Origin of the sequence: Clostridium beijerinckii HUN142, assembly GCF_000621745.1 — a bacterium.
Classification (GTDB): domain Bacteria; phylum Bacillota; class Clostridia; order Clostridiales; family Clostridiaceae; genus Clostridium; species Clostridium beijerinckii_A.
The window spans coordinates 524957-548806 of sequence record NZ_KK211335.1 but is presented as its reverse complement, the minus strand read 5'-3'; the positions used below and the strand labels follow the sequence as shown (position 1 = coordinate 548806).

The following is a 23850-nucleotide window of genomic DNA, read 5'->3' as shown; positions in this document are numbered from 1 at the left end:
ATAAATAACTACATATGATATTAGACATCAATTGAATCTATGATTCCAATAATCGCCATATCAATAGCAACCTTTTGTTTTTCCACACGTACTGCTGACCCCTTACAGAGTAATACATAATCCCCTATACCTGCGCCAACATAATCTGCTGCAACTTCCTCATTACCAATGAAATTCTCTTTTACATCGATTCTCTTTACAATCATTAATTTATACCCAACTAACGAATCATCTTTTCTCGTAGCTACAACATTTCCTACAACTTTTGCCATATACATATTAATCACAGTCCTTTCCTTTAGCAGCTTAAAAAGTGCTATTTATTATTTTCCTTTTTTTCTACTGCTAGTTTTTCTAGTTCTCTTTTCTTCTGACTGAGATTGAGAAATTTCTGCATCAGATTGCTCAAGTTGAATACCATCTTCTTTAGCTCGATTGATATCTTCATTATTTTCAACTACTACCTTTTCACTTTGGGACGTGTTTTCTTCCTGTTTATCTTCTAGCTTTTCAACTTTCTCAGTTAAAACCTCTTCTAATACAACTACAGGATTTTCTAAACTTTCTTTGTTTTCAACAGTATTATTTCCCTCAATAATATTATTTTCTTCACTTACATTACTTTCCTCAGTTATATTATTCTCTGTGATAGAAGAAGTATCTTCTTCCTTTTTAGGCTGACAAAAAGCGCTTTCTATATTATTAGAAGGTCTTGGAATTACTTTAGATGAAACAAATGCGTTGTTTTCAATAGCAACTTGTCTTCCTGCTGTAACTGCAGCTGTTACAGCTCCAACATCTCCTGAAACTTTTATGGTCATGTACCCGGATCCCTTAGTATTTTCAAGGTCAATTATATTAACATTAGCCGTTTTCGCCATAACATCTGCCGCTAAAATAGCAGTTGATAAACCTATTGTTTCAACTAAACCTAATGCTTCTTTCATCTTGTCACCTCACTTTAATCTTTATTAATGTGTGAATCTTTTTATAATTTTCATAAAATACGAGTAATCTCGCATTCTATGAAAATCTTCATTATATTAAACTATACTTTTGAATATACTCTAACTTCTTCTAATAATTTGAATGTTTAAATCTTTTGCCTTATCCTTAGCTAACTCAGTTATGATATCCCCTGAATTTAAGAATAATTTTATATCATTTTTATAGCATTCTACTTCCTGTGCGGTAATTATTTTTTTGCTGCTTTTTTCATTTAGAACCTCATTATATTCTGTACTTTCATAGACCATGGAACTATTTTCACTAAATTTATTTTCATATTCTTCAACTTGAAAAATATCCTTTGTTATTTCAATATTAAATTCCAGCAAAGTCTTGTAATAATTTAATATCTTATTAATATAACCAGGTGGCTCTTTGCCAGTAAATTTTTCAAGTCCTGAACTGAGTAAAATAGTTCTTTGACCCTTTTCCATACTTTTAAAAATCCATCTACTTTCAAAAATATCATCAATACATAATGCTGTTTTAACTATTATTTCTCTAGGAACTACTGGAAATACCGTGAGATATTCTGATGATTCATCAAAGTCAACATTCTTTCTACTTATTACGGATTTACATACACTAAATTTTTTCAAATTACTTAGGTGAAAATCATTATATATTCCATCTGGTAATACTGCGTAAACTTCATATTCGTTTCGCTTATCTAATTCTTGAAATAAAGATAAATACTTGTTATTCCACTCTTCCGTAAATATCACATACAATTTCTTTTGGGGAATAAATAAATTCTGTATAGAGCTTTCGGATTGAAGCAATTGTATAGCTTTAATCACTAATTCTCTTAGTCTTTTCTCATCTATTTCCACGCTATCCCTCCTAGGCTCTAAAAAGAATTACTGTAATATTTTCTTTTTGCATAACTATCTAATTATAATTTAAAATCTTGTTATACGAATTTAGGAAGAATCTTTTCAGTGTCCATATGAGGACGTGGAATAACGTGAATAGAAACAACTTCTCCAACTAATCTAGCTGATGCTGCTCCTGCATCAGTTGCTGCTTTTACAGCACCAACATCACCACGAACCATAACTGTTACTAGACCTGAACCTATCTTTTCATATCCTATTAAATTAACATTTGCCGCTTTAACCATAGCATCTGCTGCTTCTATTGCAGCAACTAAACCTTTAGTTTCAACCATTCCTAATGCATCCGAATTCATATTAAATACCTCCTTAAATTTTAGGTAAACTTTTGTTTTTTTATATTTAACTTTATATAGAAAATATTGAATTTAATATATTATATTGATAAGGAAACTCGACTCACAGAGTAATCGACCATCATCAAATCATACCACCCTGCATAGAAAGTTCGAATATTCAGATCTTTCTATGGAAGCTGATTCCTAGCGTCATCAGCTAAGTTCGAGAAACCAAATCATAGATTTGGACTTTCACTTATTCTTAAGGAAACTCAACTCACATACGTTCGCTGAGTAAGCGATTCACACAAAATCAATTTTTAATGAGGTTAACTCATCTATGAGTTAACTAAGTTTAAGCAACCAAATCACAGATTTGGACTTTCACTTATCTGCTTAAATATAAGGTGTTGTAGTTGATTTAGGTTCATCACCTAACGCACCTAGTAATTTTTTACCTACTTCAATAGATGCTCTTACAGCTTGTCTTACAGCTCCTGAATCACCACTGAAAGTTAATATAACCTCATTTGAGAAACTTGTTCCATTTCCTGGTGAACAGTAACCTACAACATCAACATTAGCGGCTTTTACAGCAACATCAGCTAAAACTGTTCCAATTGCAGCTGGTCCTGCACAAACCATTCCAAATGCTCTGCCTAGTGGTGTTCCAAAAGCTTTTTCTAAACAATAACTCGCTCTAGCTGTGTATTGGAATTCTAAATGTCCTGCATCATTTGCATAAACATCTCCAAAATATTTATCTAGGCTTGAAAGTGCAATTTCAACTGCACGTCTAGCATCTGAAACATCATCAGCTCCTATATAAATTAAACTTCCATGACCTGCTCCGCCTTTAGTATCTCTAGGTAATTCAACAGAAATAACTTCTGTATTTGTAGCTTTAACAGCATCATCAACAGCCATAATTTGAGGTCCAGCTCCAGTTCTTCCGCCTATGATACCGATTGAACGGTACTTTCCTAATTTCATAGTTTCTGTAAGTAGTGGATCTACACTTGCAATTACTAGTCCAATAGTATCGCCTATTGCAGTACCTACAAATTCAGTAACACCTATTCCTCCACTAGTATTTTTGCTTATATTTTGAGAATCATTATTTTGATTTTTAACAGATATTCCAAGTTCGCTAGAAACCTGTTTCATTACCTTTTCAATCAATTGTTGATCCATTTTGACTCCTCCATTCTAAAATTATATCTTTAACCACCAATAATACATTTAATCCCCTGATCCTCAATAATCTTTTTTAAGACTTCAATCTCATCTTCTTTTAATGACCGTGAGTCTTTCATAAGATAATCTCTTCCAAGGAGTTCATATTTATTTTCACCATAAGTATGGTATGGTAACAAATGAATCGTATCAATGTTATTTAACGTTTTACTAAACTTGCATATTTCTAAAATATCTTGCTTCGTAGAATTAAACTCTGGTATTAACGGTACTCTAATTACCATTTTAGATATTTCAGAAATTCTCTTTGCATTTTCAAGAATTATTTCATTGGAAACACCTGTGTATTTTTTGTGTAATTCAGGATTTGTACTCTTGATGTCCATAAGTACCAAATCTATATAAGGGAATACTTTCTCAATAGTTTCTGCATTTGCATAACCTGTAGTCTCTATGGCTGTATGCCAGCCTTGTGCTTTACATGCCTTAAAAAGTTCTTTTGAAAAATCTGACTGTACTAGTGGCTCCCCTCCTGATAAAGTGATTCCACCGCCAGATCGTCTATAATTTATAGCATCTTTTTTAAGTTCTTTTATAACTTGTTCAATAGTCATCTTTTTACCTTTTAAGACTAAAGAGCTTGTTGGACAAACATTGCTACATTCACCACATGCTGTGCAAATTTCTCTATTTATAAAACCTTTATTATTAACACTAATTGCACCTATTTTGCAGGCTGAAATACATCTTCCACAATGAATACAATTCGCAGATTGATACATTATGACAGGTTTAATTTTCTGTGATTCAGGATTGCTACACCATAAGCATGATAAAGGACATCCTTTTAAAAAAACTATTGTACGAATTCCTGGGCCATCATGTATAGAAAATCTCTGTATATCAAATACTGTTCCTTCCATACTATAATTAATTGTATCCATCATGCACATCTCCCTTAACCTTATAAAGTGAAACTTTTTCGAATAAAACTTATAAGGCATAAAATTTGGGCCTACTTATTATGTTTAAATAAGCTTAAAGTGAATGTTCAGTACGATTTATAATGTCATCTTGTACTTCCTTAGCTAATACAGTAAATTGAGCACTATAGCCTGCAACACGAACAACCAGGTCTTTATAATTTTCTGGGTGCTTTTGAGCATCTAATAATAATTGCTTATCAATTACATTAAATTGAACATGCATACCTTTGTGATCAAAGTAACTTCTTATTACAGAAGCAAAGTTTTGTAATCCTGTATCTCCAGCAACTGCAGATGGTAAGAATTTTTGATTATAAAGTGTACCATTTGATGCTACAAAGTGATCTAACTTAGCAACAGAATTTGCTGCTGCAGTTGGACCTGCACAATCTTTACCTGCTCTAGGAGATACACCATCAGCAAGAGGAGTCTTAGCTAATCTACCATCTGGTAATGCCCCAACATCTTTACCAAATAATACATTTGCAGATACTGGGTAAACTCCAGCTTGGAATTGTCCTCCACGTGGATTAGTATATTTTTCAACTTCGAAGCAGTATATTTGTGCACATTTACGAGCAACCATATCAACTTCATCTATATCATTACCAAAGCAAGGAGTACTTTCAAGAAGTCTTCTTATATTATCAAAATCTCCTGAAACTGTTGTTTTAGGTGAAGTAAATTCTGAAGAGATTCTGCTTTGAATTTCAGATATATCAATTGATCCAGAATTGCTTAATATTCTCTTAACTGCTTCATATATCTGCATTTCAGTAACATCAGCATTGTTATTGCTTGTACTAACTGCATTAACGCCAGTATGTCCAAAGTTTGCATCTAATGCTGCTTTTAATTGATCCATTGCAATAGTTTTATCTTCAAATACATGTTTTTGAATTGCATATACGGAATCTCCTGTATCTGCTATACCAAAAGCTTGTGGTCCTGTAAAGTTATAAATTGCCCCACCTTCTTGAACTGATTTACCTCTTCCGATACAATCATCAACCATTGCTGATAAGAATGGTAATGGCGCTCTTTCAGCATGAGCATAATCAACACAGTTATCTGCTTCAACAAGATAGTAAACAAAGTATTCCATTTGCTTCTTAAATGCTGCATAGAAATCATCGATACTCTTAAATGTTGTTATATCTCCTGTGATAGGACCTAATTGCTTATTGCCTACTTTACCATTATTTAATGTAATTTCTAATACCTTAGCTACATTAAAGAATGCTGCATCATGCCATCCTTCTGTCTTGTTTGGACATTGAGGTTCAACGCAGCCGATAATACAATAATTACGTGCATCTCTAAGAGTAACACCTCTATTAACTAATGCAGGAATTATAACTTCATCATTGTACATAGCAGGTACGCCAAGTCCTAATCTTGCAACTTCGCAAGCTCTTAATAAGAATTCGTCTGGAGTTCCTTGCCATACACGTATAGAGAATGAAGGTGCTGGTAATTTAACATGAGCTGTTGCCTCCATACACATATAGGATACTTCATTTGTAGCATCAAGACCTTCTTCATTTTGTCCACCAACACATAGGTTTTGGAACACAGCATAGCCTGCAAAAGCTTGAGCTGAAATTTCATCACGAGTTTTATTAATATCATTTAGCTTAATCCAAATACAATCAACTAACTCTTGAGCAAATTCCTTTGAAATATTTTTATCTTCTTTAAGGTAAGGATGCATATATTGATCGAAACGCCCTGGTGAAATTGAGTGTCCATTAGATTCAATTTGAACCATTATTTGAATAAACCAGAATGATTGGCAAGCTTCATAGAAGTTTGTTGCCCCATTTTCAGGTACTCTTTCACAGTTAGCAGCTATTTGTAACAATTCTGCTTTTCTAGTTGGGTTCAATTCTACAGCTGCCATATCTCTAGCTTTTTGGGCATATCTATGTGCAAAATTTATTGCTGCACTATAAGAAATTACTACAGCATTATAAAATTGTTGTTTCTTTATATAATCAGGGTCTTTCTTGTCCATTTTGCTCATTGCTTCAATGACTTCAGCAATAATCCCTTTAAACCCTTTTCTTAAAATCTTTCCATAATCAACACAAATGTGTCCTACACCACCATAGAAATAATTTCCTACAGTAAATACTCCATTTGCCATACAGTCTTTTGCTTCTTGAGACATGTAAGAATCAGCAAGTGCACTTGTAGTTTTACCTTCCCAATATTTAAATGCTTCACTTAATTCCGCTGCTGTTTCTTTTGGAATTTGGAATGGATCTGCAACCCTTGCTCCCATTGTGTCAAATTCTTTAGCTACCCAATCATAAGAAAATTCTGGACAAATTTCAGTAGAACGTGGATTTTTAGTAATTGCACCAACTACTAACTCGTCTTCACGAATAGTAATAGGTAAATTGTTAAATATTTTTTCTACGGCTTTAGCACGTCTTAATATAGGAGATAGACCTTCTGTTTCTTTATATGATTCTGTTACAAGGACCGCTCTTTCAGATTCTACAAACGGGATTGCATCCACAATCATTCTTTTTAATCTTTCAACTCTTTCAGTTGGTTTTGAAAACCCTTTAGATATCATTAATAATTCCCTCCTCAATAGATCGTAAAAATTCGTTTCGTGCAAGTTCATTATATATTAGACTTATGAAATCGTTGTAATACAATACAAACTAAAATATTGTAAAATTAAAACCACCTCAAAATTCACATAAATAACTAGCATGTGAATTAGACGTATTCTATAAACTGACCGAAAGAGAAGGTGATCTGTATTTTAAATTATAAATTAAACTCATAATTGAGATAGGCGGGTATGATAAATCTTTATCTGAATACATATACAAGAAATAAGAAACATTTTTATGCAGCAGGCACTTGAAAATGAGCTGCTGAAGATTATTAATTATTAATGGCTGATTGTTCCATTTAAACTTGTCAAAATGAATATTTGGAGCAAGTTTAAATGGATGCAACCTGATATTTATAACCTTCCAGCGAAATTTTCGTAGTCCTGTGAAACAACAATGTTTCTTATTTCGGTAAGCTATCACATGATTCTAAGTTACATGCCGTTTATCTATAATTGAATCTTCACATTGAGAGCATTTAAAAAGTCTTTTAAAATAGCTGTATTTCCTGGCCAGGCTGGTGAGGTTATTAGATTCACATCAACAACTGTTTCATCTGGATTTTTATCTATAAAAACTCCTCCAGCAATAACTACTTCTGGCTTAACAGCAGGATAAGCTGTTAGCTTTCTTCCTTTAATTACATCAGCAGCCGTTAAAATTTGAATTCCATGGCAGATAGCAGCAACTGGTTTATTTAATTCCATAAAGTACTTAACAATATCAATAACTCTTGTATTAAGCCTAAGATATTCTGGAGCTCTTCCACCTGTTATATATAAGCCATCATATTCTTCTAATTTTAAATAATCAAAAGACATATTTAACAGAAAATTATGTCCAGGTTTTTCAGTATAAGTTTGATGTCCTTCAAAATCATGTATTGAAGTCTTTATATATTCCCCTTCATTCTTTTCTGGGCAAACTACATTAACCTTAAACCCTATCATTTCCAAAGCTTGATATGGAACCATAACTTCATAATCTTCAGTAAAATCACCTGCTAACATTAAAATTTTTCTCATATTAAAATCTCTCCTCGCATAAATTTGCAAATTCTAAACATTTACATGTAAATTTAAGACCTTCTAATACTACATTACTTTTCCCAAGGCATTATATCCCCATCTTCTTTTAAATAATCCAAAAGATTTGGTACTCCTTCTCCAGTATATGAACTTATATGAAATATCTTTTTGCATCCAGCTAGTCTTAACCATGATTCGGCTAAATCTGGTCTTGCATTTTTATTATCAATCTGAGTTACAATTCCAACAACTTCCCTAGTAGCCCCTGCAGCAATATTCGGACTATAAAGTGAATACTCTTCAAGAGAGCTCATTAAAAGTCCAATTACATCAGCTTCATAGGAGTATAGTATTAACGCTCGTGCTAGTTTTTTATTTTCAGCGTATTCGCCAGGAGTATCTATAATTACATCAAAATTATTTACATATTGTGTCTTATGATATATAATCTCTTTTCCTTTCAAAGCCTGAGTCAAAGTAGTTTTACCACAGCCGGTTCTACCAACTAACATAATCTTTCTCATAAAACCACCTATGCTTTTGTTAAATTGCACACATTAAATCCTAATGTATTTTTTGCATAATTTAAAATAGACTCTAAAGCAATTGCCACATCTGAAATTGTTCCTGTTATAATTAAGGTTCCGCTAAATCTATCAATAAATCCAATCTCTATTGCCGATGCTTTTATTGCTATATCTGCTGCTATTATAGAAGTTTCACTTGGAGTAACAGTCAGAATTCCGATAGCTGCCCTGTTATAATCAATTTTAGGGTCTAATCCTAGCTTCTTATAAATAATAGAGTCTGGACTTGCAATGACATGAGCCATTGTAATTTGTTTCCCTGGAACAGTTTCTTGAATTATTCTCATTAAATCGGTTTTATTTATATCTAAATCATTTAATCTCATTCTTCTCATCCTCTCTAGGAAATTGTACTATTAAATACAATTATTTTTATCCAATAGCTAGTATCCGTAACACTCTCTTTTTCAAGCGTGGTTAACGACTATACGCTCCTGGATTAATTCAACTAAATTCAGCTTGAGTATAAAATTCCACATGAAAAGTTTCACTTATACTTCTCTGTTTATAATCGTAACATATTCTTAAACTCTATTAATAACGATATTGTAACTAAAAATATGTAAATTTCAATACAGTCTGAATTTTGCATATTTTACAATTACAATTTACCTGTAACAAAGTAAGTTAAGCTATATAATATTATCAAATTAACTTAATAAAAACATATATACAAAATAATATTTACATTCTATATTTATAGGAGTGATTAAAATGATAAATGAAGACTTAATAAAAAAGATATCAAATGATTTAATTAGTTCATTAAAAACTAATAAGATAACTCTAAAAATGGCAAAAGAAATTCTTGAAAAGTCTGAAAGGAAGGCTGAATTAATAAATGTTCCAGTTGTTATCACAATCGTCGATGATGGCGGAAATCTTATTGCTCAACATAGAATGGATGATTCACTTTTAATAAGTATTAAAGTTTCCTTTAGCAAAGCATATACAGCCATTGCTTTAAAAATGTCTACTGAAAAACTTAATGATCTAGTGATCCCTGGCAAACCGCTTTATGGTTTAGAAAATGTTGGGCATGGTGAACTTTGTATTTTAGGTGGAGGAATACCAATTGTTAGTAATGGAAATATCATTGGCGCTATTGGTGTTAGCGGTGGAAGCATTGATGAGGATATTCAGATAGCTCAAGCAGCACTTGAATAATTTAACAATACATTTTACCACTCACCCATATGTATCTTTCCATGTATAATTCTTTCATTTCCTTTAATATAATTCAATTTAAATATCAAGAAAATCACTAGATTTAAATCGAGTGATTTTCTTGATATTAATCGAAGATATACATGCTTTTTTTAATATCATCCAGCACACCCTCTCTGACAGCTAGAAGTTGCATTAAAATATCTCATCTAAATTATTACGTAACCCCTCTTTAGGACCATCATATTTACGAGAGTAATTTAATAAAATATGGTATAATTTCTATATAGGGAAGGAGTGAGATTATATGGATAAGTTTGTAATTGCAATAACAAGAACTTGTGGAAGCGGTGGGACAACAATAGGAAAAATGTTATCTAAAGATTTTGGTATAAATATGTATGATCGTGAGTTATTACGTTTGGCTTCAGATGACAGCGGTATCAATGAATCATTATTTGCTAATGCAGACGAAGGTGTAAAAAATAGTTTGTTATATAAGGTTTCAAAGAAAGTCTATAATGGCGAATTAATCCCACCTGAAAGTAATGACTTTACTTCAAATGATAATTTGTTTAACTATCAAGCTAAGGTATTACGTGAATTAGCCGACAAAGAATCTTATGTTGTAATAGGACGTTGCGCTGATTATATTTTAAAAGATAAACCAAATGTGTTTAAAATTTTTATTCACGCATCATATAATTACTGCATTAAGCATGAAATGGATATTCTTGGTGCTTCAGAAAAAGAAGCAATTAAAGAAATCAAGAAATTAAATAAGTATAGGCGTGACTACTACTATTACCATACAGGTAATAAGTGGGAAGACGTAAAAAACTATGATTTATCTCTCGATACCAGCAAACTAGGATTCGAAAAATGTGTAAAATATATTAAGGAATATATCAAATTACGTATGGATTCATAAATCTTCAGGCGTTCTTAAAAAATATCTTTGATATAAAAAAGCCCCATGGTGTATTCTCTTACACCATGGGGCTTCTATTTATTATTACATAAGTGCGAACAATCCTACAAATGCTAATGCAATAAAGTACATTGGTACAGGAATATCTTTTGATTTACCTGTGAATAATTTTATTAACACATAAGAAACAAAGCCAAATGCTAACCCATCTGTAATTGAATATGTCAAAAGAGTCAATATCAATGTTAAGAATACAGGCATTCCTTCAGTGAAATCTGAGAAATCAACCTTTGCTATTGGTTCCATCATTACTGCACCTAAAACTATTAGAACAGGCGCTGTAGCAAACCCTGGTATAGCCGTTAAAATTGGTGAGAAAAATAATGATAAGAAGAATAATCCAGCTATTGTAAGCCCAGCAAGTCCTGTTCTTCCACCTTCAGCAATACCAGCTGCTGATTCAACAAATGCAACAGGTGTGGATGTTCCTAAACATGCTCCTACTACAGAGCCAATAGCATCAGCTGTTAAAACTTTATCTGCATTTTTAACATTACCTTTTTCATCTAAATACCCAGCTTTTGAAGCTAAACCAATTAAAGTTCCTATACTATCAAAAACATCTATAAATAACATAGAAAGAATCGCTGGTATTATACCAATTACCATTGCACTCTTAAAATCAAATTGCATAAATATTGGAGCAACTGATGGTGGCATAGATATTATTCCTGTAGGTACCTTAGCAACTCCAAAAATCATTCCCAATACATATACAGAAAACATTCCAATAATGAATGAACCTTTTATATTTTTATAATATAATACTGATATTATAATAACACCTAGACCAGCTAAAAGAACTGTTGGATCTTTTAAATTTCCTATTCCAACTAATGTAGCCTGATTAGCAACAATCATCTTAGCATCTTGAAGACCTATAAATGTTATAAAGAAACCAATCCCAATACTAATTGCATATTTTAATGTTGGCGGAACACTATCAATAATCACTTGTCTAATTTTAAATATGTTAAGCGCCATAAATATAAATCCTTCGATCAATGAAGCTGCTAAAGCTGTTTGCCAAGAGAACTTCATACCTAAACAAATTGTGAATGTAAAAAGAGCATTTAATCCCATACCTGGTGCCATACCAAATGGATAATTAGCAATAAGGGCCATAATTACAGTACCAATAAAAGAAGCCAATGCCGTTGCAGTAAATACTGCTGATATGTCCATACCTGATTGACTTAAAATACTAGGATTTACCACTAAGATATATGCCATAGTTAAAAATGTTGTTAAACCTGCTAGCATTTCTGTCTTAACAGTTGTTTTATTTTTTGATAAATGAAATATTTTTTCTAACATACCATTCTCCTCCGTTGTTTTTACCGATTTTTTTAACACATTGTCCAATATAGATTCCTCCTATTTTTGAGCTACACAAATTAACACTGCTACTCCAAAATAATACATCTGTTAGTAGGATGCACTAACGTTGAAAAAAATATAAAAGATAATAACAAGAATTTAAAGATTTCTTGTAAAATATAAGCCCCTTTGTTTTTTACAAAGGGGCTTATAAGTAACAAGTACCTATAAACACCCATAGTCAGACAATTTACGGTAGTCCGGTAGAAACGCTTGAACCTTATTTTCAAGCATATACGGGTAAAATTTCATTATTTATATATGACATACTAATAAATTACTTTTTGAATTTCCATACAATCATCGAATGTTAAAGCATAGAATAAATAAAATGTAATATATTCAGTGCGTAATATATAGCTCTTTATTTTACATACTTAATGCTACAATACTTTGGACTATAAATCAATAGTAAATTAAATATTTTATGTATTTTTTTTATTTTTATTTATCTAATGTTCGTGTTTTCATATATTTTCGATAAAAAAAGTCTAATAATATAGCTATAATTCCTCGTATGTAAATTTATTCCGAATATTAGTTTTTAATCAATCTTAATTTTCATATTTATTATTCTATTAACTTTTTACATTCTTATGTTTACTATTAATTCCAAATAAACATTATTTTTGATTTGCTTTTTGAATTCTTAATAGCAAAAGGATTAGTAATTATAATATTTCTTACTAATCCTTTACTATTAGATATTCACATCTTTATTTTTACGATACAGGAGCCATAAGTATTTTTCCCGTTCCTCTATATACGTTAACTAATCCCTCTCCTGAAACTGCAGATCCAATTAAGCTTTTACTAGATTTTTCAACTCTGAAATCTAAAGAATTAGACCAAGCAATTGCAAAATTCCCATCAATCCTTACTTCATCATTATCTAATATGAATTCTATTAACTCGCTTCTTGGAACAGGACTTTCTAGCACAGCTATTCCCTCGCCTTTTAGGCATAAATTAAATAGTCCTTCATTCCCAAGCATAGCCGAAGAAATGTTTGTCCTTGCAACTATTTTTTGCTGGACCTTAGATTCACATGCAAAAAAAAGTCCGTCATCTAAAACCATACCGCCCCATTCTGAAACTTCCTCAAGTAAAATATGCCTATATGTTGGTTCTAGCATTAATAAACCATTCCCCTGATATTTGGGTTTAATGGCAGACTCTTTTGTTATCTTTGATGATATAGCTTTTCCAAAAAAATCACCTATTCCCTTAATATCAGCAGCCATGCTCACAGATCCAGCTGTCCACTGCATTACTCCCGAACTGATTGTATACGCATTACCATTCAACTCGATTAAAACCTGTCTTTTTCTAACATTCATCTCTGAAGCAAAATATGCGGCCATTGCAGTTGCAGTACTTACACTCAAATCTTTTTTGTATTCAAGAACCTTAACGCCTCCTCTTGATTCTACAACTTCAATATTTTTATTTTCAAAAAGATTATTACACTTTATCATCACAAATTCTCTCCTTTTATTCTTTAATTATATATTCTTTACATATTCTATTAGAATATATAATAAGGAATTACAAAAAACAAAATATAATATAATTGTAACAGCTATCTTTAATATGGCGAATATTAGCCTCTTACTTATGTATAGGAATATGAATTATATTTGCTTTAAACCCAAACAAAAAAACGTAAATAAACCAGATAATAAATCAATCCTTATTCTCTAGGATTTAATTTGTTACCTGATTTATTTTTATTGATACTATATAATCAATATTAACCATTCTATTTTACAGACTCTCTGTATTTCTTAAATGCTTTACCTATACTCGGATTACTCTCTATAAATTGTACAAAGTCCTGAAAGCATTTTGATGTTTCTTTACTTATGGTATGTTCTATCTTTTCCGTTTCCTCTAATATTTCTTTATCAGGAATATCAAGTATTCTCAGAAAGTTTTCAATAGTATGATGCCTGTTAAGAAGTGTGGCTCCAAGTTCTTTTCCGCTTTCTTCAAGTATTATAATCCCATACTTCTCATACTTCACAAGTCTTTCCTCTGATAATTTCTGTACCATTTTTGTAGCCGAAGGAGGCTGAACATTAAGCGCGCTTGAAAGTTCATTAATTCTTAAATATCCTTTATTTAATGACAATCTATATATCATCTCAAGATAATCTTCCATCGATGCAGTTAGTTTTCTATCTTCTTTCTTCATATATTCGCTGAAAGTATAGAAATCATTTTTAGCCATATCTTCACCCACTTCCTATAATAATCTACTTAATAAATTATATGCCTTAATGGCGAAAAAGTTACTTTAATGTAACATTTAGAATATTACTGCATAACTTATAATATAAAATAATTTAGACTAGGCTAAGAAAGTTAACTGATAATAACTATTTTAATTACATATAAGATTAAGAAAATTAGACACATAAAAAATTAAGTGAGAAAGGTGATGTATTTTCTTGGAGAACGAAAGAGGTTTAAGAAGCACTGATGTATCTGTTACTGGATTTTTGCCATTTAAAAGAGGCAAGAGTGCTAGAATAAGTAAGTTTAAACAATTGTTAAAGTATTTAGGTCCAGCCTTTATTGTAAGTGTTGCATATATAGACCCTGGGAACTTTGCCACTAATATTAGTGGTGGATCAGAATTTGGTTATGCATTAATTTGGGTAATTTTATTTAGTAACTTAATGGCTATATTTTTACAAATAATGTCTGCAAAATTAGGAATAGCTACAGGTCATAATCTTCCTGAAATGTGCGCCAAAGTATTTTCTAAAAAAACAAATTGGATATTTTGGATTATTGCTGAAATAGGTGCCATGGCAACTGACTTAGCAGAATTTCTAGGTGGAACTTTAGGATTGTATTTATTGTTTCATATACCAATGATATATGCGGGGCTTATCACAGGAATAATAACATTCTTTATTTGTTATATGGAAAAGTATGGGCAAAAAGCTATAGAAATAATAATATCAGTTCTTGTTGCAATAATCTGTATTGCCTATACAATAGAATTATTTCTTGCCAAACCTGATTGGTTTCAAGTAGGCATTCATACAATAATTCCATCATTACCAAATAGTCATGCATTATTGATTGCAGTAGGAATGCTTGGTGCAACAGTTATGCCTCACGTAATATACTTGCATTCACATTTAGTTCAGCATAGAGGGACTGATACATCAACTGAAGGAAAGCTAAAACATTTAAAAATGGAAAAAATTGATGTAACAATAGCTATGAATATTGCCTTTATAGTAAATGCGGCAATGGTTATTGTCTCTGCCGCTGTATTCAATAAAAATGGATTAGTTGTTGATACAATGGAGCAAGCTCATGCATCATTACAGCCTTTGCTAGGCTCATTATCTAGTGGAGCTTTTGGAATAGCGCTGCTTGCATCAGGTTTATCATCCTCTGCTGTTGGTACTATGGCAGGTCAAACAATTATGAAGGGTTTTGTTAATTTAAGTATACCGATTAATGTCAGAAGACTTATAACTATGATGCCTGCATTAGCTATAATTGCACTTGGAATAAATCCAATGAACGCCCTTGTTTTAAGCCAAGTAGCACTTAGTTTTATATTACCATTTCCGATAATACAAATGTTAACTATAGCTAGACGTAAAGATTTAATGGGTATTATGGCAAATCGTAATTGGGTAAGAATTTTAGGTATCATCATAGCTTTTATAATCATATCGCTAAATATAGTTCTCTTATATTTAACATTTACTGGCCAAGCTTAATAGTAATATTCCAGGAGCATTTTGTGATTAAGTCTATTAATATGTTAAAAGATAAAAGCTCTTCTTTTCAGTGGTTCAAAACCTTAGAAGAGTTTTCCCCCTCTACTATTAGTTTAATTTAAACATTTTTTATATAAGCATCTTATAAAATATAACTTAAATATCTTTATGTATTTAATAAATATGGATAACAAAATCCTAAATGTACTTAAAAATTCTTAATCACCCCACGGATTCACAACCATATATTAAATATAAGTACTAATAAGAAGGAATGACATATATGATATTAATTTTATCTGCTTTATTATTTAGTTTATCTTCTAACTTAGATAATTTAGTTATAGGTATTGCATATGGAATAAAAAAAATAAGAATAGGCATAACTGCAAATCTTATAATAGCGCTTGTAACTTCTACTGGAACATTTTTATCTATGTTACTTGGCATATATGTATCTAAATTTTTACCAAGCTTTTTAGCAAATAATTTAGGCGCTGGAATTATTATAATTCTAGGATTATACTTTGTAATCCAAAGTATTTTTAAACTTACAAATAATAAAAAGTTAAAAGAACTTGCTTTAAAAAATACTAATGATATGATTGAATATGCAGAAAAATCAGATTTAGATCACTCAGGAGATATAGATAAAAAAGAGGCCTTTTTAGTAGCCTTTGCATTAACATTTAATAACTTTGGTACAGGCGTTGCTGCCAGCGTAACAGGCGTTAATATAGCACTTACAGTCATATTAACATTTATATTAAGTATTTGCACCCTTAAGCTTGGTGAAAGTGCTGGAAACCATATTTTAGGCAACTTCTTAGGTAAATTTGCTCCATTAATTTCAGGAATATTACTTATAAGCCTTGGAATTATAGAATTATTTAACTAATAGATTTTAATTAAATGTACTTTATTAAAATCATAACATAATAAATTGAAGAACGGTTGCAAATAAAATTTTATAGAATGAAAGTATTTCTATAAACAGAAATGCTTTCATTCTATACTATTATATTAAAAACTATTTTCTCTCGCTCAAAACTCCATTAATGCTTATTATGAATACATCTTTAGTTTCTTCCACACGAAGATATTCAATATTATATTTTATAATTTAAGTCTTTTCTTATAGTCTTTAATAATTCCAATAGATTTCTTTAATTCTACCTTTTCACTTTCACTTAAATGATATTCAACAAGCTCTTTCACTCCCTGATTATCTAAAACTGCTGGAACACCTGCATATGTGCCACTTTCGCCATACTCTCCATTAAGCATAGCAGATACAGGAATGACTTTATTTTCATCTCGTAATATTGCTTTTACAATCTGAACGGTAGTTGCTGCAATGCCAAAAGTAGTTGCACCTTTAGCATTTACAATACGATATGCTATCTTTTTAATATCTTCCGTTACTGAATTTAAATCAAAACATTTTAATCTTATCTTATTATCATTAATTATATCTAAAAACTTTTTGCCCCCAACTGTAATTTGACTCCATGGAATGATCTGAGAATCTCCATGTTCTCCCATACACAAAGCATGAACACTTTGTGGATCAACACTCATAACATCGGCTAAATGATATTTCAATCGTGCTGAATCTAACGCTGTCCCTGTTCCAATAACCTTATTTGATGGTAAACCTGAAAGCTTGTGTACATAGTATGACATAACGTCCACAGGATTTGTTATTACAACAATCATACCGAAAAAACCACTTTTCATAATATTCGGTACTATATTATTCATTATTCCTGCGGCCTTTTCTAGCATGTCTAATCTCGTTTGCCCCGTAATATAAGGTAATGCTGCTGCAATTATAACTATATCTGCATCCTTACATTCTTCATACTCTCCAGCTTTTACTCTCATCCTACTTCCACTATATCCAAGAGAATGCTGTAAATCTGTTGCTTCAGCCCATGATTTTTCTTTGTTTATATCAATCAATGTCAAATCATCACAAATATAATTCATTACCATATCAAATGCTACCGCTGCCCCAACAGAACCTGTTCCAACTATTACTACTTTACTTCTGCCAATTGCCATATATATCCCCCCCTTTACTAGTTTTGCTATAAACTATTATATCAAAAATTATATCTATTATCATCTTGATGATTTACATTTTTAGTATACGAGCTTTTGAATACATCTTACATATAAATATCTATTCTTTAACCCAATAACTGCTTCCATCATTTTTTCTTTCTATAAAACCATACTCTATTAAAGCTCTTCTAATGGTTACATAATCCTCATATACTCTCTTTAAAATCCTATTTATCTCTTTTTCAGAGTATTGCTTCCCTTTTGAAAAATTCCTTGATATTTCCTCTAATACAATAATCTTTTTCTTTTCTTTTGACGGATAGTTCTTTAAACCTCCATTTTCGTTCATGTAGGTTTCAATTACATTCTTCTTTTCCTTATCAGTTATATTATATCTATCATCTAAAGTAGTTGCTGTCTTATAAGCATCACATATAGTCTCTTTACCCAATTTATTAATTTTCTTATTTATACTTTTTGAAAGCAAATCCATCATAGTCAAAAATAATTTTGCTTGTTTTTCCTTTTCTCTTAATTTATACCGATGATTTCTTACTGTTGATTGAGCTACCTTAAGTTTCTCCGAAATTTCTTTATCAGATAATCCTAACGCAATTAATTTTATAAATTCTCTTTGAACATCTGATATTCCAGTAAAAACAGAATTCATATTTAATAAATATTCAAGCATTGAACCATGACTTGTTTTAAGATGTAATTCTGCTGATTTCCTCGCATCATACAGTTTTGAATTTATTTCATATATTCTTCCTTTTTGAAACCCCTCTTCGCAAATTATACACCTATATCCATCATCTTCTTCAATAACTCCATCTTTAAGTTCACTTATAGTTGCATTCCAGAATGACTCATTTGATTTTATATCCATTAATCTCACTCCCTTTCAATATAATTACTTTCCACTCAATATATTACAGACTTTTATTTGTTTTGTCTATATATAGATAAACATTTTTTGTAATCATCTACCCCCATTCACATTCTTTGTTTTTTTAATTCATTCAATATTATTAGCACTAAGATAATATATTTCTTTATGTTAAATAAGAACGGTTACTATGGACATAATATATTTAAATTATAAATAAAATTAGGCCAACCATTTCTACTTACTATTCTATGGCTGACCTATTGATATATCAGATAATCTTAAAACGTTAATTATACCTTCTAATACTTTAAAATTTAAAACTCTATGATTATAATGCTAAAATAAAAGTCTATCTCTTTGCATCTGAATACTAATTTTATTCCTGCACTCCTCATAATCGTTAGACTTTAACTTTTTAAACTTGTAATAATCAAAACTCTCTATGGTACCTTTAGGCATAAAATTAAAGATTGCTACAATACAAGCTTTAGCATTTCGTTTTAAATTAACAAATAAATTCCCTATTCTATTTTCATTTTTCATATTTCTCTTACCTCTACTAATTCTAAATTTCATTCCGTATTTTTTATAATTCCTTTCCTTAAATACTCCTTAAATTCTGCTTCATGATATTCCATACAACTCACTCCTTCTTTAATATTTTTAAGATTTTTGGGAACAGCTTATTTAACAACAAATTAGCACCACACTAATAGTTTACTCTTACCACAAATTGAATTATATGCCTCTGCAATACCAAAAACTTTTTTGCCTTTTTTGTATAATTTATATATTTCTAAATTTCTTTCTCTTATTGCTCTTCTAGTACCATTATTTTCTCCCCAGGCCTTTCTTTCTTCAGTCTTAGGAATATAAATGGTTTCTCCTTGAATATACTTTTGAAGCTCTCTCAAAAGCTTTTCCAGCAGGATATCCTTTCCGCTTTTGTAACACACCCTCGATTTCCTCCTTGCAATTTTCAATATTCAATAATACTACGTTTTTTAACTTTCTCATTGAAACCACCTCCTAATAATTCCTATAATAAAAATTAGATTTATTACTTTTTATAACTAGATTCAGATAAAAAAATCCCATGGATACTAATTAATCATCCATGGGATTACACATAAAATGCTAGATAATTACTATTGTCTAGTACTTCCTTATGCTTAAAAAATGCAATAAAAAAAAACACGATAACCCTCGTGTATTCTGCCTAGATATATAAATTCTTCAGATGATGATTAATACTCTTTTGAAAGCACAACAAATAAAAAGTAAGCATACCCTACTTTCATTACTCTATAAATATCCCAAAGAAATAATTATAAAATTTTCTATAATGGCTTTCAGCAATATTCAATTATTTTAAAAGAACCTCAACACTTTCATTTAATAAAATCTTCATATAAATATCCTCCTTCATCTGAATTTTAGATCATTTAGTTTTTCCTAAATAATCCATATAATATATATTATTCAAGCTTATACTTTATGTGAGTATAAGCTAAAAAAATTTTTTAATTGATCACAAATAGACCTTTTTCTAGAGATATCTAAAAAGTTTTTAAAGGAGGATATAAGCCTCCTTATTTTATTAGTAGGATTATTAGCTTAAATTCAAGCTAATAACCACCTCTTATTAATTTTCAATATAATCATCCACTTTCCATTATATTTACCGGCAAATTAATTATCTCATTATACGAATAAATATCTCAATGGAAATAATTTTTATAATTAATCTTTCTGATAAATTTATCTACCTCTAATAAATTCCTCAACTCTTTCAAAAGTTGGCATAGCCTCTTGGGCTCCTAGTGCAGTTGTTGAAATAGCTCCTACAGCATTTCCAAACCTCACGCATTCTTTCAGTTCTTTTTCTTTTGCTAGCGCAAAAGCAAATCCTGCATTGAAAGAGTCTCCCGCTGCTGTTGTATCCACTGCATCAACAATAAATCCTGAAACTCTAATACATTTATCTTCTTTAATAATTGCAGCACCATCACTTCCCAATTTAGCAACTATAACCTTTACTCCCTTATTAAATAATATTTGTGACGCTTCTACAAGATCTTCTTCATTATTTATCTTTCTTCCAATTAGAGTTTCCAACTCTGTTTCATTTGGTGTTAAATAATCCACATATTTAAAAATTTCATCAGGGAGATGTACCGCCGGTGCTGGATCAAGTATTACCGTTTTACCTTGTTTTTTTAGTTTTTTCATAGTTCCAATTACTGTTTCTAACGGAATTTCTAATTGAAATAAAAATATATCTGCTTTCTCAATCAAACTCCATTGGCTTTCAATATACTTTATATCAACTTCTGCATTAGCTCCTGGAACAACAATTATATTATTCTCTCCATTATTACTTACTTGTATCACTGCCACTCCAGAAGACATACCCTTTTCAATACTTACTCCATCATAATTAACATTATTGTTTTTTAAAACTTCTAGATACTTTCTTCCATATATGTCTTCCCCTATTTTCCCTACCATAAGCACATCTGAACCCAATCTACCTAGTGCTATTGCTTGATTTGCGCCTTTCCCTCCTGGAAATGTATTGAACTCTTTACCTACAACAGTCTGCCCTGCTATAGGAAAATTTTCTACGGTAGTTACTAAATCCATATTTAAACTCCCAATTACACATAGGCTTTTCATATAATTCGCTCCTCTTCCTACATCAAACTAAAACAAAATATGTCTCTGATTTAAATCTAGTGTTATTATATCACAATTTCTATTCTCAAAAACTTTACTAACTCAACATTTCAACACCCCCAGAATCTTGTATAACTACTAAGTCTCCTTACTTTCTAAAGCTTTACATCATTGAATAAACAACAAATGAAAAACCCTCAACATACATCGAGGGCTTTATTGACATAATTAAATATTAAAAACTCTTATTTTAAAAAAAATATATTAGCATACTAATTCAAAACTTATAGTTCCGTATATCAAAATTCTTATTTTCTAAAGTAAGTTTACCGCTCTTATTGAGAAAATTTATCACATAACTTAAAATTATGTTGATCATTTTAGGTATTTTGACATTTTAGAACATATGCTGGTGGTATATTTAATACAACTCTTTCTAAACTTATATCTTCAAAGTAACTTCCTATATATCCCTTTTTAAGCAATGTATATTGAAAAGTTATAAATAATCCATTCTTTTTTAATATATCTTTTGTCTTTTTTAATATTCTATTTGACATATTCTTTGGCAAACTTGCAAATGGTAATCCTGAAACAACATAGTCTACTTCTTTAATATTATATTCTTTTAAATATTTATCTACATTTTCAGCTGAATCATTTACTATTATAACATTATTATAATCACCATACTTCTCCTCTAATTCTCTGCAGAATTCCTCATTATATTCCACAAGCATTAGCATAGTATGATCCTTTATTTTTTTCATTAGTCTGTCAGTAAATACCCCTGTTCCTGGACCATACTCCACAATACATTTTGCATGATCAAAATCAATATCGTGTGCCATTTTTTCAGCAAGTTTTTTAGAACTAGGCGCTACAGCTCCAACAGTTCTTGGTGACTTAAAATATTCCATTAAGAACTTTATCCACATAATAATACAACCCTCTCTATATTTCTTAATTAGAATACATATTTTATTGAACTTTAAACAAACTAAATAAAATATATATTCTATTATTAACAAAAGAGACTACTCACTGGTTTATAAAAAACCGGAAATAATCTAAAATACTTCATAGATTTCTTGTTAACTATTCTCTTATTTAGCTGCGAGATTTCAACATAGCACAGGCTTAGAAAAGTACACAGTATTGTTTGAGAATTATGCATAGCTTAATGATGTGTATATAGTAAGTCTTTATCACATCATAAAGACTAAGAAACCTATTTTGAATATAAATTTTTTTCAACCATTAAATTATAACATAATAAGGAAATAGATTCAATGTTTTACATAAATCTATTAGGTAAAATTTTATTATTTTAATTCTAAAAAACTCTAATAATTATAAGATTAGAAATAATTATACTTATTCTTTATGAAACAAATATATTAATCATTATTCTTAATTCAAAGTAGGTATTCCCCACTTTATTTGTATCTCTCGAATCTTATTTCAATTTATCCTATATACTTTCCACTGATAATACCACTTTAACTTCATTTTAACTCCAAACAATTCAAATTTAATCGCAATAAAATTTTTAGTTTATAATATATATTCAATATATTTAAGACTTTTTTGCTTTATGCCTTCTTAAAAAAGAACATATATCATAAATATCTATAGGGGATAATTCAATATCTGTACCTCCTAAACTTGTTGTGGAAGAAACTTGACTACAAAACTTTTAATATAAGTTTCCGATAAATCTATTTTCTTTTCCATATGCTGCAGAATTATCCCCATATTAATTACATTTTTTATATTTTAATTGTAAAAAAGCTATTTCAAAATAGATATCTATTCTCTACTTTGAAATAGCTAGCATAAAATATATAAACTATAAACTTCCTTTTATGAGATTAATCATCTGCGCATATTCTTCATCACTTAAATATTTTTTCTGAGGATTCATTTCAAATACTCCTCCCCATGAATAGCCATCTTTATACTTAGGAACTAAATGGAAATGAAGATGAGGAAGTGTATCTGAATATCCCCCATAATTTATTTTATCCGGTGAAAAAGTTCTTTTAATCGCGGACGCCACTCTCGTAACATCTTTCATATATAATTCTAATTCCTTATCATCTAATTCAAATAATTCTTTCACATGTTTATTATAGGCAACAATACATCTTCCTTTATGGCTTTGTTCTTTAAATAAATAAAGTGTTGACACCTCAAGCTTACATATTTCAATCATTAAATTATCGAGTTTTTCATCCTTATCACAATAAAGACAATTATTTTTATTACTCATATTAAAATCTCCTAACCTAAATTTTTTT

At 30.4% G+C, this 23850-nt stretch carries 24 protein-coding genes and 1 riboswitch; of the genes, 4 read left to right on the top strand and 20 right to left on the bottom strand.

Annotated features, from left to right (window positions below):
• Positions 1-20: 20 nt before the first annotated feature.
• The 10 genes from T483_RS0120605 to T483_RS0120560 all read right to left on the bottom strand — a co-directional run bounded on the left by T483_RS0120605 (position 21) and on the right by T483_RS0120560 (position 8942).
• Entirely contained in the window at positions 21-278 is a 258-nt protein-coding gene (locus T483_RS0120605) for a EutN/CcmL family microcompartment protein (RefSeq protein ID WP_026888530.1), read from the bottom strand.
• A 45-nt stretch (positions 279-323) separates the two neighbouring features.
• Entirely contained in the window at positions 324-947 is a 624-nt protein-coding gene (locus T483_RS0120600) for a BMC domain-containing protein (RefSeq protein WP_026888529.1), read from the bottom strand.
• Between the two features lie 120 nt (positions 948-1067).
• On the bottom strand, positions 1068-1841 hold the full coding sequence (locus T483_RS0120595) for a hypothetical protein (protein ID WP_026888528.1): 774 nt from the start codon (positions 1839-1841) through the stop codon (positions 1068-1070).
• 80 nt (positions 1842-1921) lie between these two features.
• Positions 1922-2200 (bottom strand): propanediol utilization microcompartment protein PduA, encoded by a 279-nt coding sequence (gene pduA / locus T483_RS0120590; RefSeq protein ID WP_012060215.1) that lies wholly within the window; start codon positions 2198-2200, stop codon positions 1922-1924.
• A gap of 378 nt (positions 2201-2578) precedes the next feature.
• The gene (pduB, locus tag T483_RS0120585) at positions 2579-3376 is read right to left on the bottom strand and encodes a propanediol utilization microcompartment protein PduB (protein WP_012060216.1); all 798 of its coding nucleotides are present in this window, start codon (positions 3374-3376) and stop codon (positions 2579-2581) included.
• A 29-nt stretch (positions 3377-3405) separates the two neighbouring features.
• Positions 3406-4326 (bottom strand): glycyl-radical enzyme activating protein, encoded by a 921-nt coding sequence (locus T483_RS0120580; RefSeq protein WP_035790407.1) that lies wholly within the window; start codon positions 4324-4326, stop codon positions 3406-3408.
• A gap of 91 nt (positions 4327-4417) precedes the next feature.
• On the bottom strand, positions 4418-6952 hold the full coding sequence (locus T483_RS0120575; protein WP_026888526.1) for a glycyl radical protein: 2535 nt from the start codon (positions 6950-6952) through the stop codon (positions 4418-4420).
• 498 nt (positions 6953-7450) lie between these two features.
• Positions 7451-8026 (bottom strand): DJ-1/PfpI family protein, encoded by a 576-nt coding sequence (locus T483_RS0120570; RefSeq protein ID WP_026888525.1) that lies wholly within the window; start codon positions 8024-8026, stop codon positions 7451-7453.
• 74 nt (positions 8027-8100) lie between these two features.
• Positions 8101-8553 (bottom strand): EutP/PduV family microcompartment system protein, encoded by a 453-nt coding sequence (locus T483_RS0120565; protein WP_026888524.1) that lies wholly within the window; start codon positions 8551-8553, stop codon positions 8101-8103.
• Positions 8554-8561: 8 nt separating this feature from the next.
• On the bottom strand, positions 8562-8942 hold the full coding sequence (locus tag T483_RS0120560; protein ID WP_026888523.1) for a BMC domain-containing protein: 381 nt from the start codon (positions 8940-8942) through the stop codon (positions 8562-8564).
• A gap of 388 nt (positions 8943-9330) precedes the next feature.
• Here T483_RS0120560 and T483_RS0120555 point away from each other — a divergent pair, with 388 nt between their 5' ends.
• Both T483_RS0120555 and T483_RS0120550 read left to right on the top strand, forming a co-directional pair.
• A complete protein-coding gene (locus T483_RS0120555; protein WP_026888522.1) occupies positions 9331-9783 on the top strand; it encodes a GlcG/HbpS family heme-binding protein in 453 nt (150 codons plus the stop codon).
• Between the two features lie 307 nt (positions 9784-10090).
• Complete coding sequence (locus T483_RS0120550) at positions 10091-10714, top strand: AAA family ATPase (protein WP_026888521.1); 624 nt, start codon at positions 10091-10093, stop codon at positions 10712-10714.
• Positions 10715-10798: 84 nt separating this feature from the next.
• Here T483_RS0120550 and T483_RS0120545 read toward each other — a convergent pair whose 3' ends face one another.
• The 3 genes from T483_RS0120545 to mntR all read right to left on the bottom strand — a co-directional run bounded on the left by T483_RS0120545 (position 10799) and on the right by mntR (position 14387).
• Positions 10799-12091 (bottom strand): NCS2 family permease, encoded by a 1293-nt coding sequence (locus T483_RS0120545; RefSeq protein ID WP_035790465.1) that lies wholly within the window; start codon positions 12089-12091, stop codon positions 10799-10801.
• Positions 12092-12312: 221 nt separating this feature from the next.
• Positions 12313-12414: riboswitch (purine riboswitch) on the bottom strand.
• Positions 12415-12876: 462 nt separating this feature from the next.
• Positions 12877-13632 carry an AIM24 family protein gene (locus T483_RS0120540; RefSeq protein ID WP_026888519.1) on the bottom strand — a complete coding sequence of 252 codons (756 nt, stop codon included), beginning with the start codon at positions 13630-13632 and terminating at the stop codon, positions 12877-12879.
• Between the two features lie 284 nt (positions 13633-13916).
• Positions 13917-14387 carry a transcriptional regulator MntR gene (mntR, locus tag T483_RS0120535; protein ID WP_026888518.1) on the bottom strand — a complete coding sequence of 157 codons (471 nt, stop codon included), beginning with the start codon at positions 14385-14387 and terminating at the stop codon, positions 13917-13919.
• Between the two features lie 220 nt (positions 14388-14607).
• Here mntR and T483_RS0120530 point away from each other — a divergent pair, with 220 nt between their 5' ends.
• Both T483_RS0120530 and ytaF read left to right on the top strand, forming a co-directional pair.
• On the top strand, positions 14608-15906 hold the full coding sequence (locus tag T483_RS0120530) for an Nramp family divalent metal transporter (RefSeq protein WP_026888517.1): 1299 nt from the start codon (positions 14608-14610) through the stop codon (positions 15904-15906).
• A gap of 283 nt (positions 15907-16189) precedes the next feature.
• A complete protein-coding gene (ytaF, locus tag T483_RS0120525) occupies positions 16190-16804 on the top strand; it encodes a sporulation membrane protein YtaF (protein ID WP_026888516.1) in 615 nt (204 codons plus the stop codon).
• 218 nt (positions 16805-17022) lie between these two features.
• Here the strand turns inward: ytaF and T483_RS0120520 are convergent, their stop codons facing one another.
• The 7 genes from T483_RS0120520 to T483_RS0120490 form a co-directional block, all read right to left on the bottom strand.
• The gene (locus T483_RS0120520; RefSeq protein ID WP_026888515.1) at positions 17023-17973 is read right to left on the bottom strand and encodes an L-lactate dehydrogenase; all 951 of its coding nucleotides are present in this window, start codon (positions 17971-17973) and stop codon (positions 17023-17025) included.
• 121 nt (positions 17974-18094) lie between these two features.
• The gene (locus T483_RS0120515; RefSeq protein ID WP_026888514.1) at positions 18095-18865 is read right to left on the bottom strand and encodes a DUF2087 domain-containing protein; all 771 of its coding nucleotides are present in this window, start codon (positions 18863-18865) and stop codon (positions 18095-18097) included.
• Between the two features lie 339 nt (positions 18866-19204).
• On the bottom strand, positions 19205-19444 hold the full coding sequence (locus tag T483_RS0120510; RefSeq protein WP_026888513.1) for a hypothetical protein: 240 nt from the start codon (positions 19442-19444) through the stop codon (positions 19205-19207).
• Between the two features lie 122 nt (positions 19445-19566).
• Positions 19567-19824, bottom strand: a complete 258-nt coding sequence (locus tag T483_RS29570; protein ID WP_051560477.1) for a CD3324 family protein — start codon at positions 19822-19824, stop codon at positions 19567-19569.
• 805 nt (positions 19825-20629) lie between these two features.
• On the bottom strand, positions 20630-21547 hold the full coding sequence (rbsK, locus tag T483_RS0120500) for a ribokinase (protein ID WP_026888512.1): 918 nt from the start codon (positions 21545-21547) through the stop codon (positions 20630-20632).
• Between the two features lie 380 nt (positions 21548-21927).
• A complete protein-coding gene (locus T483_RS0120495; RefSeq protein ID WP_026888511.1) occupies positions 21928-22485 on the bottom strand; it encodes a class I SAM-dependent methyltransferase in 558 nt (185 codons plus the stop codon).
• Between the two features lie 914 nt (positions 22486-23399).
• Complete coding sequence (locus tag T483_RS0120490; RefSeq protein WP_026888510.1) at positions 23400-23822, bottom strand: HIT family protein; 423 nt, start codon at positions 23820-23822, stop codon at positions 23400-23402.
• Between the last annotated feature and the right edge of the window lie 28 nt (positions 23823-23850).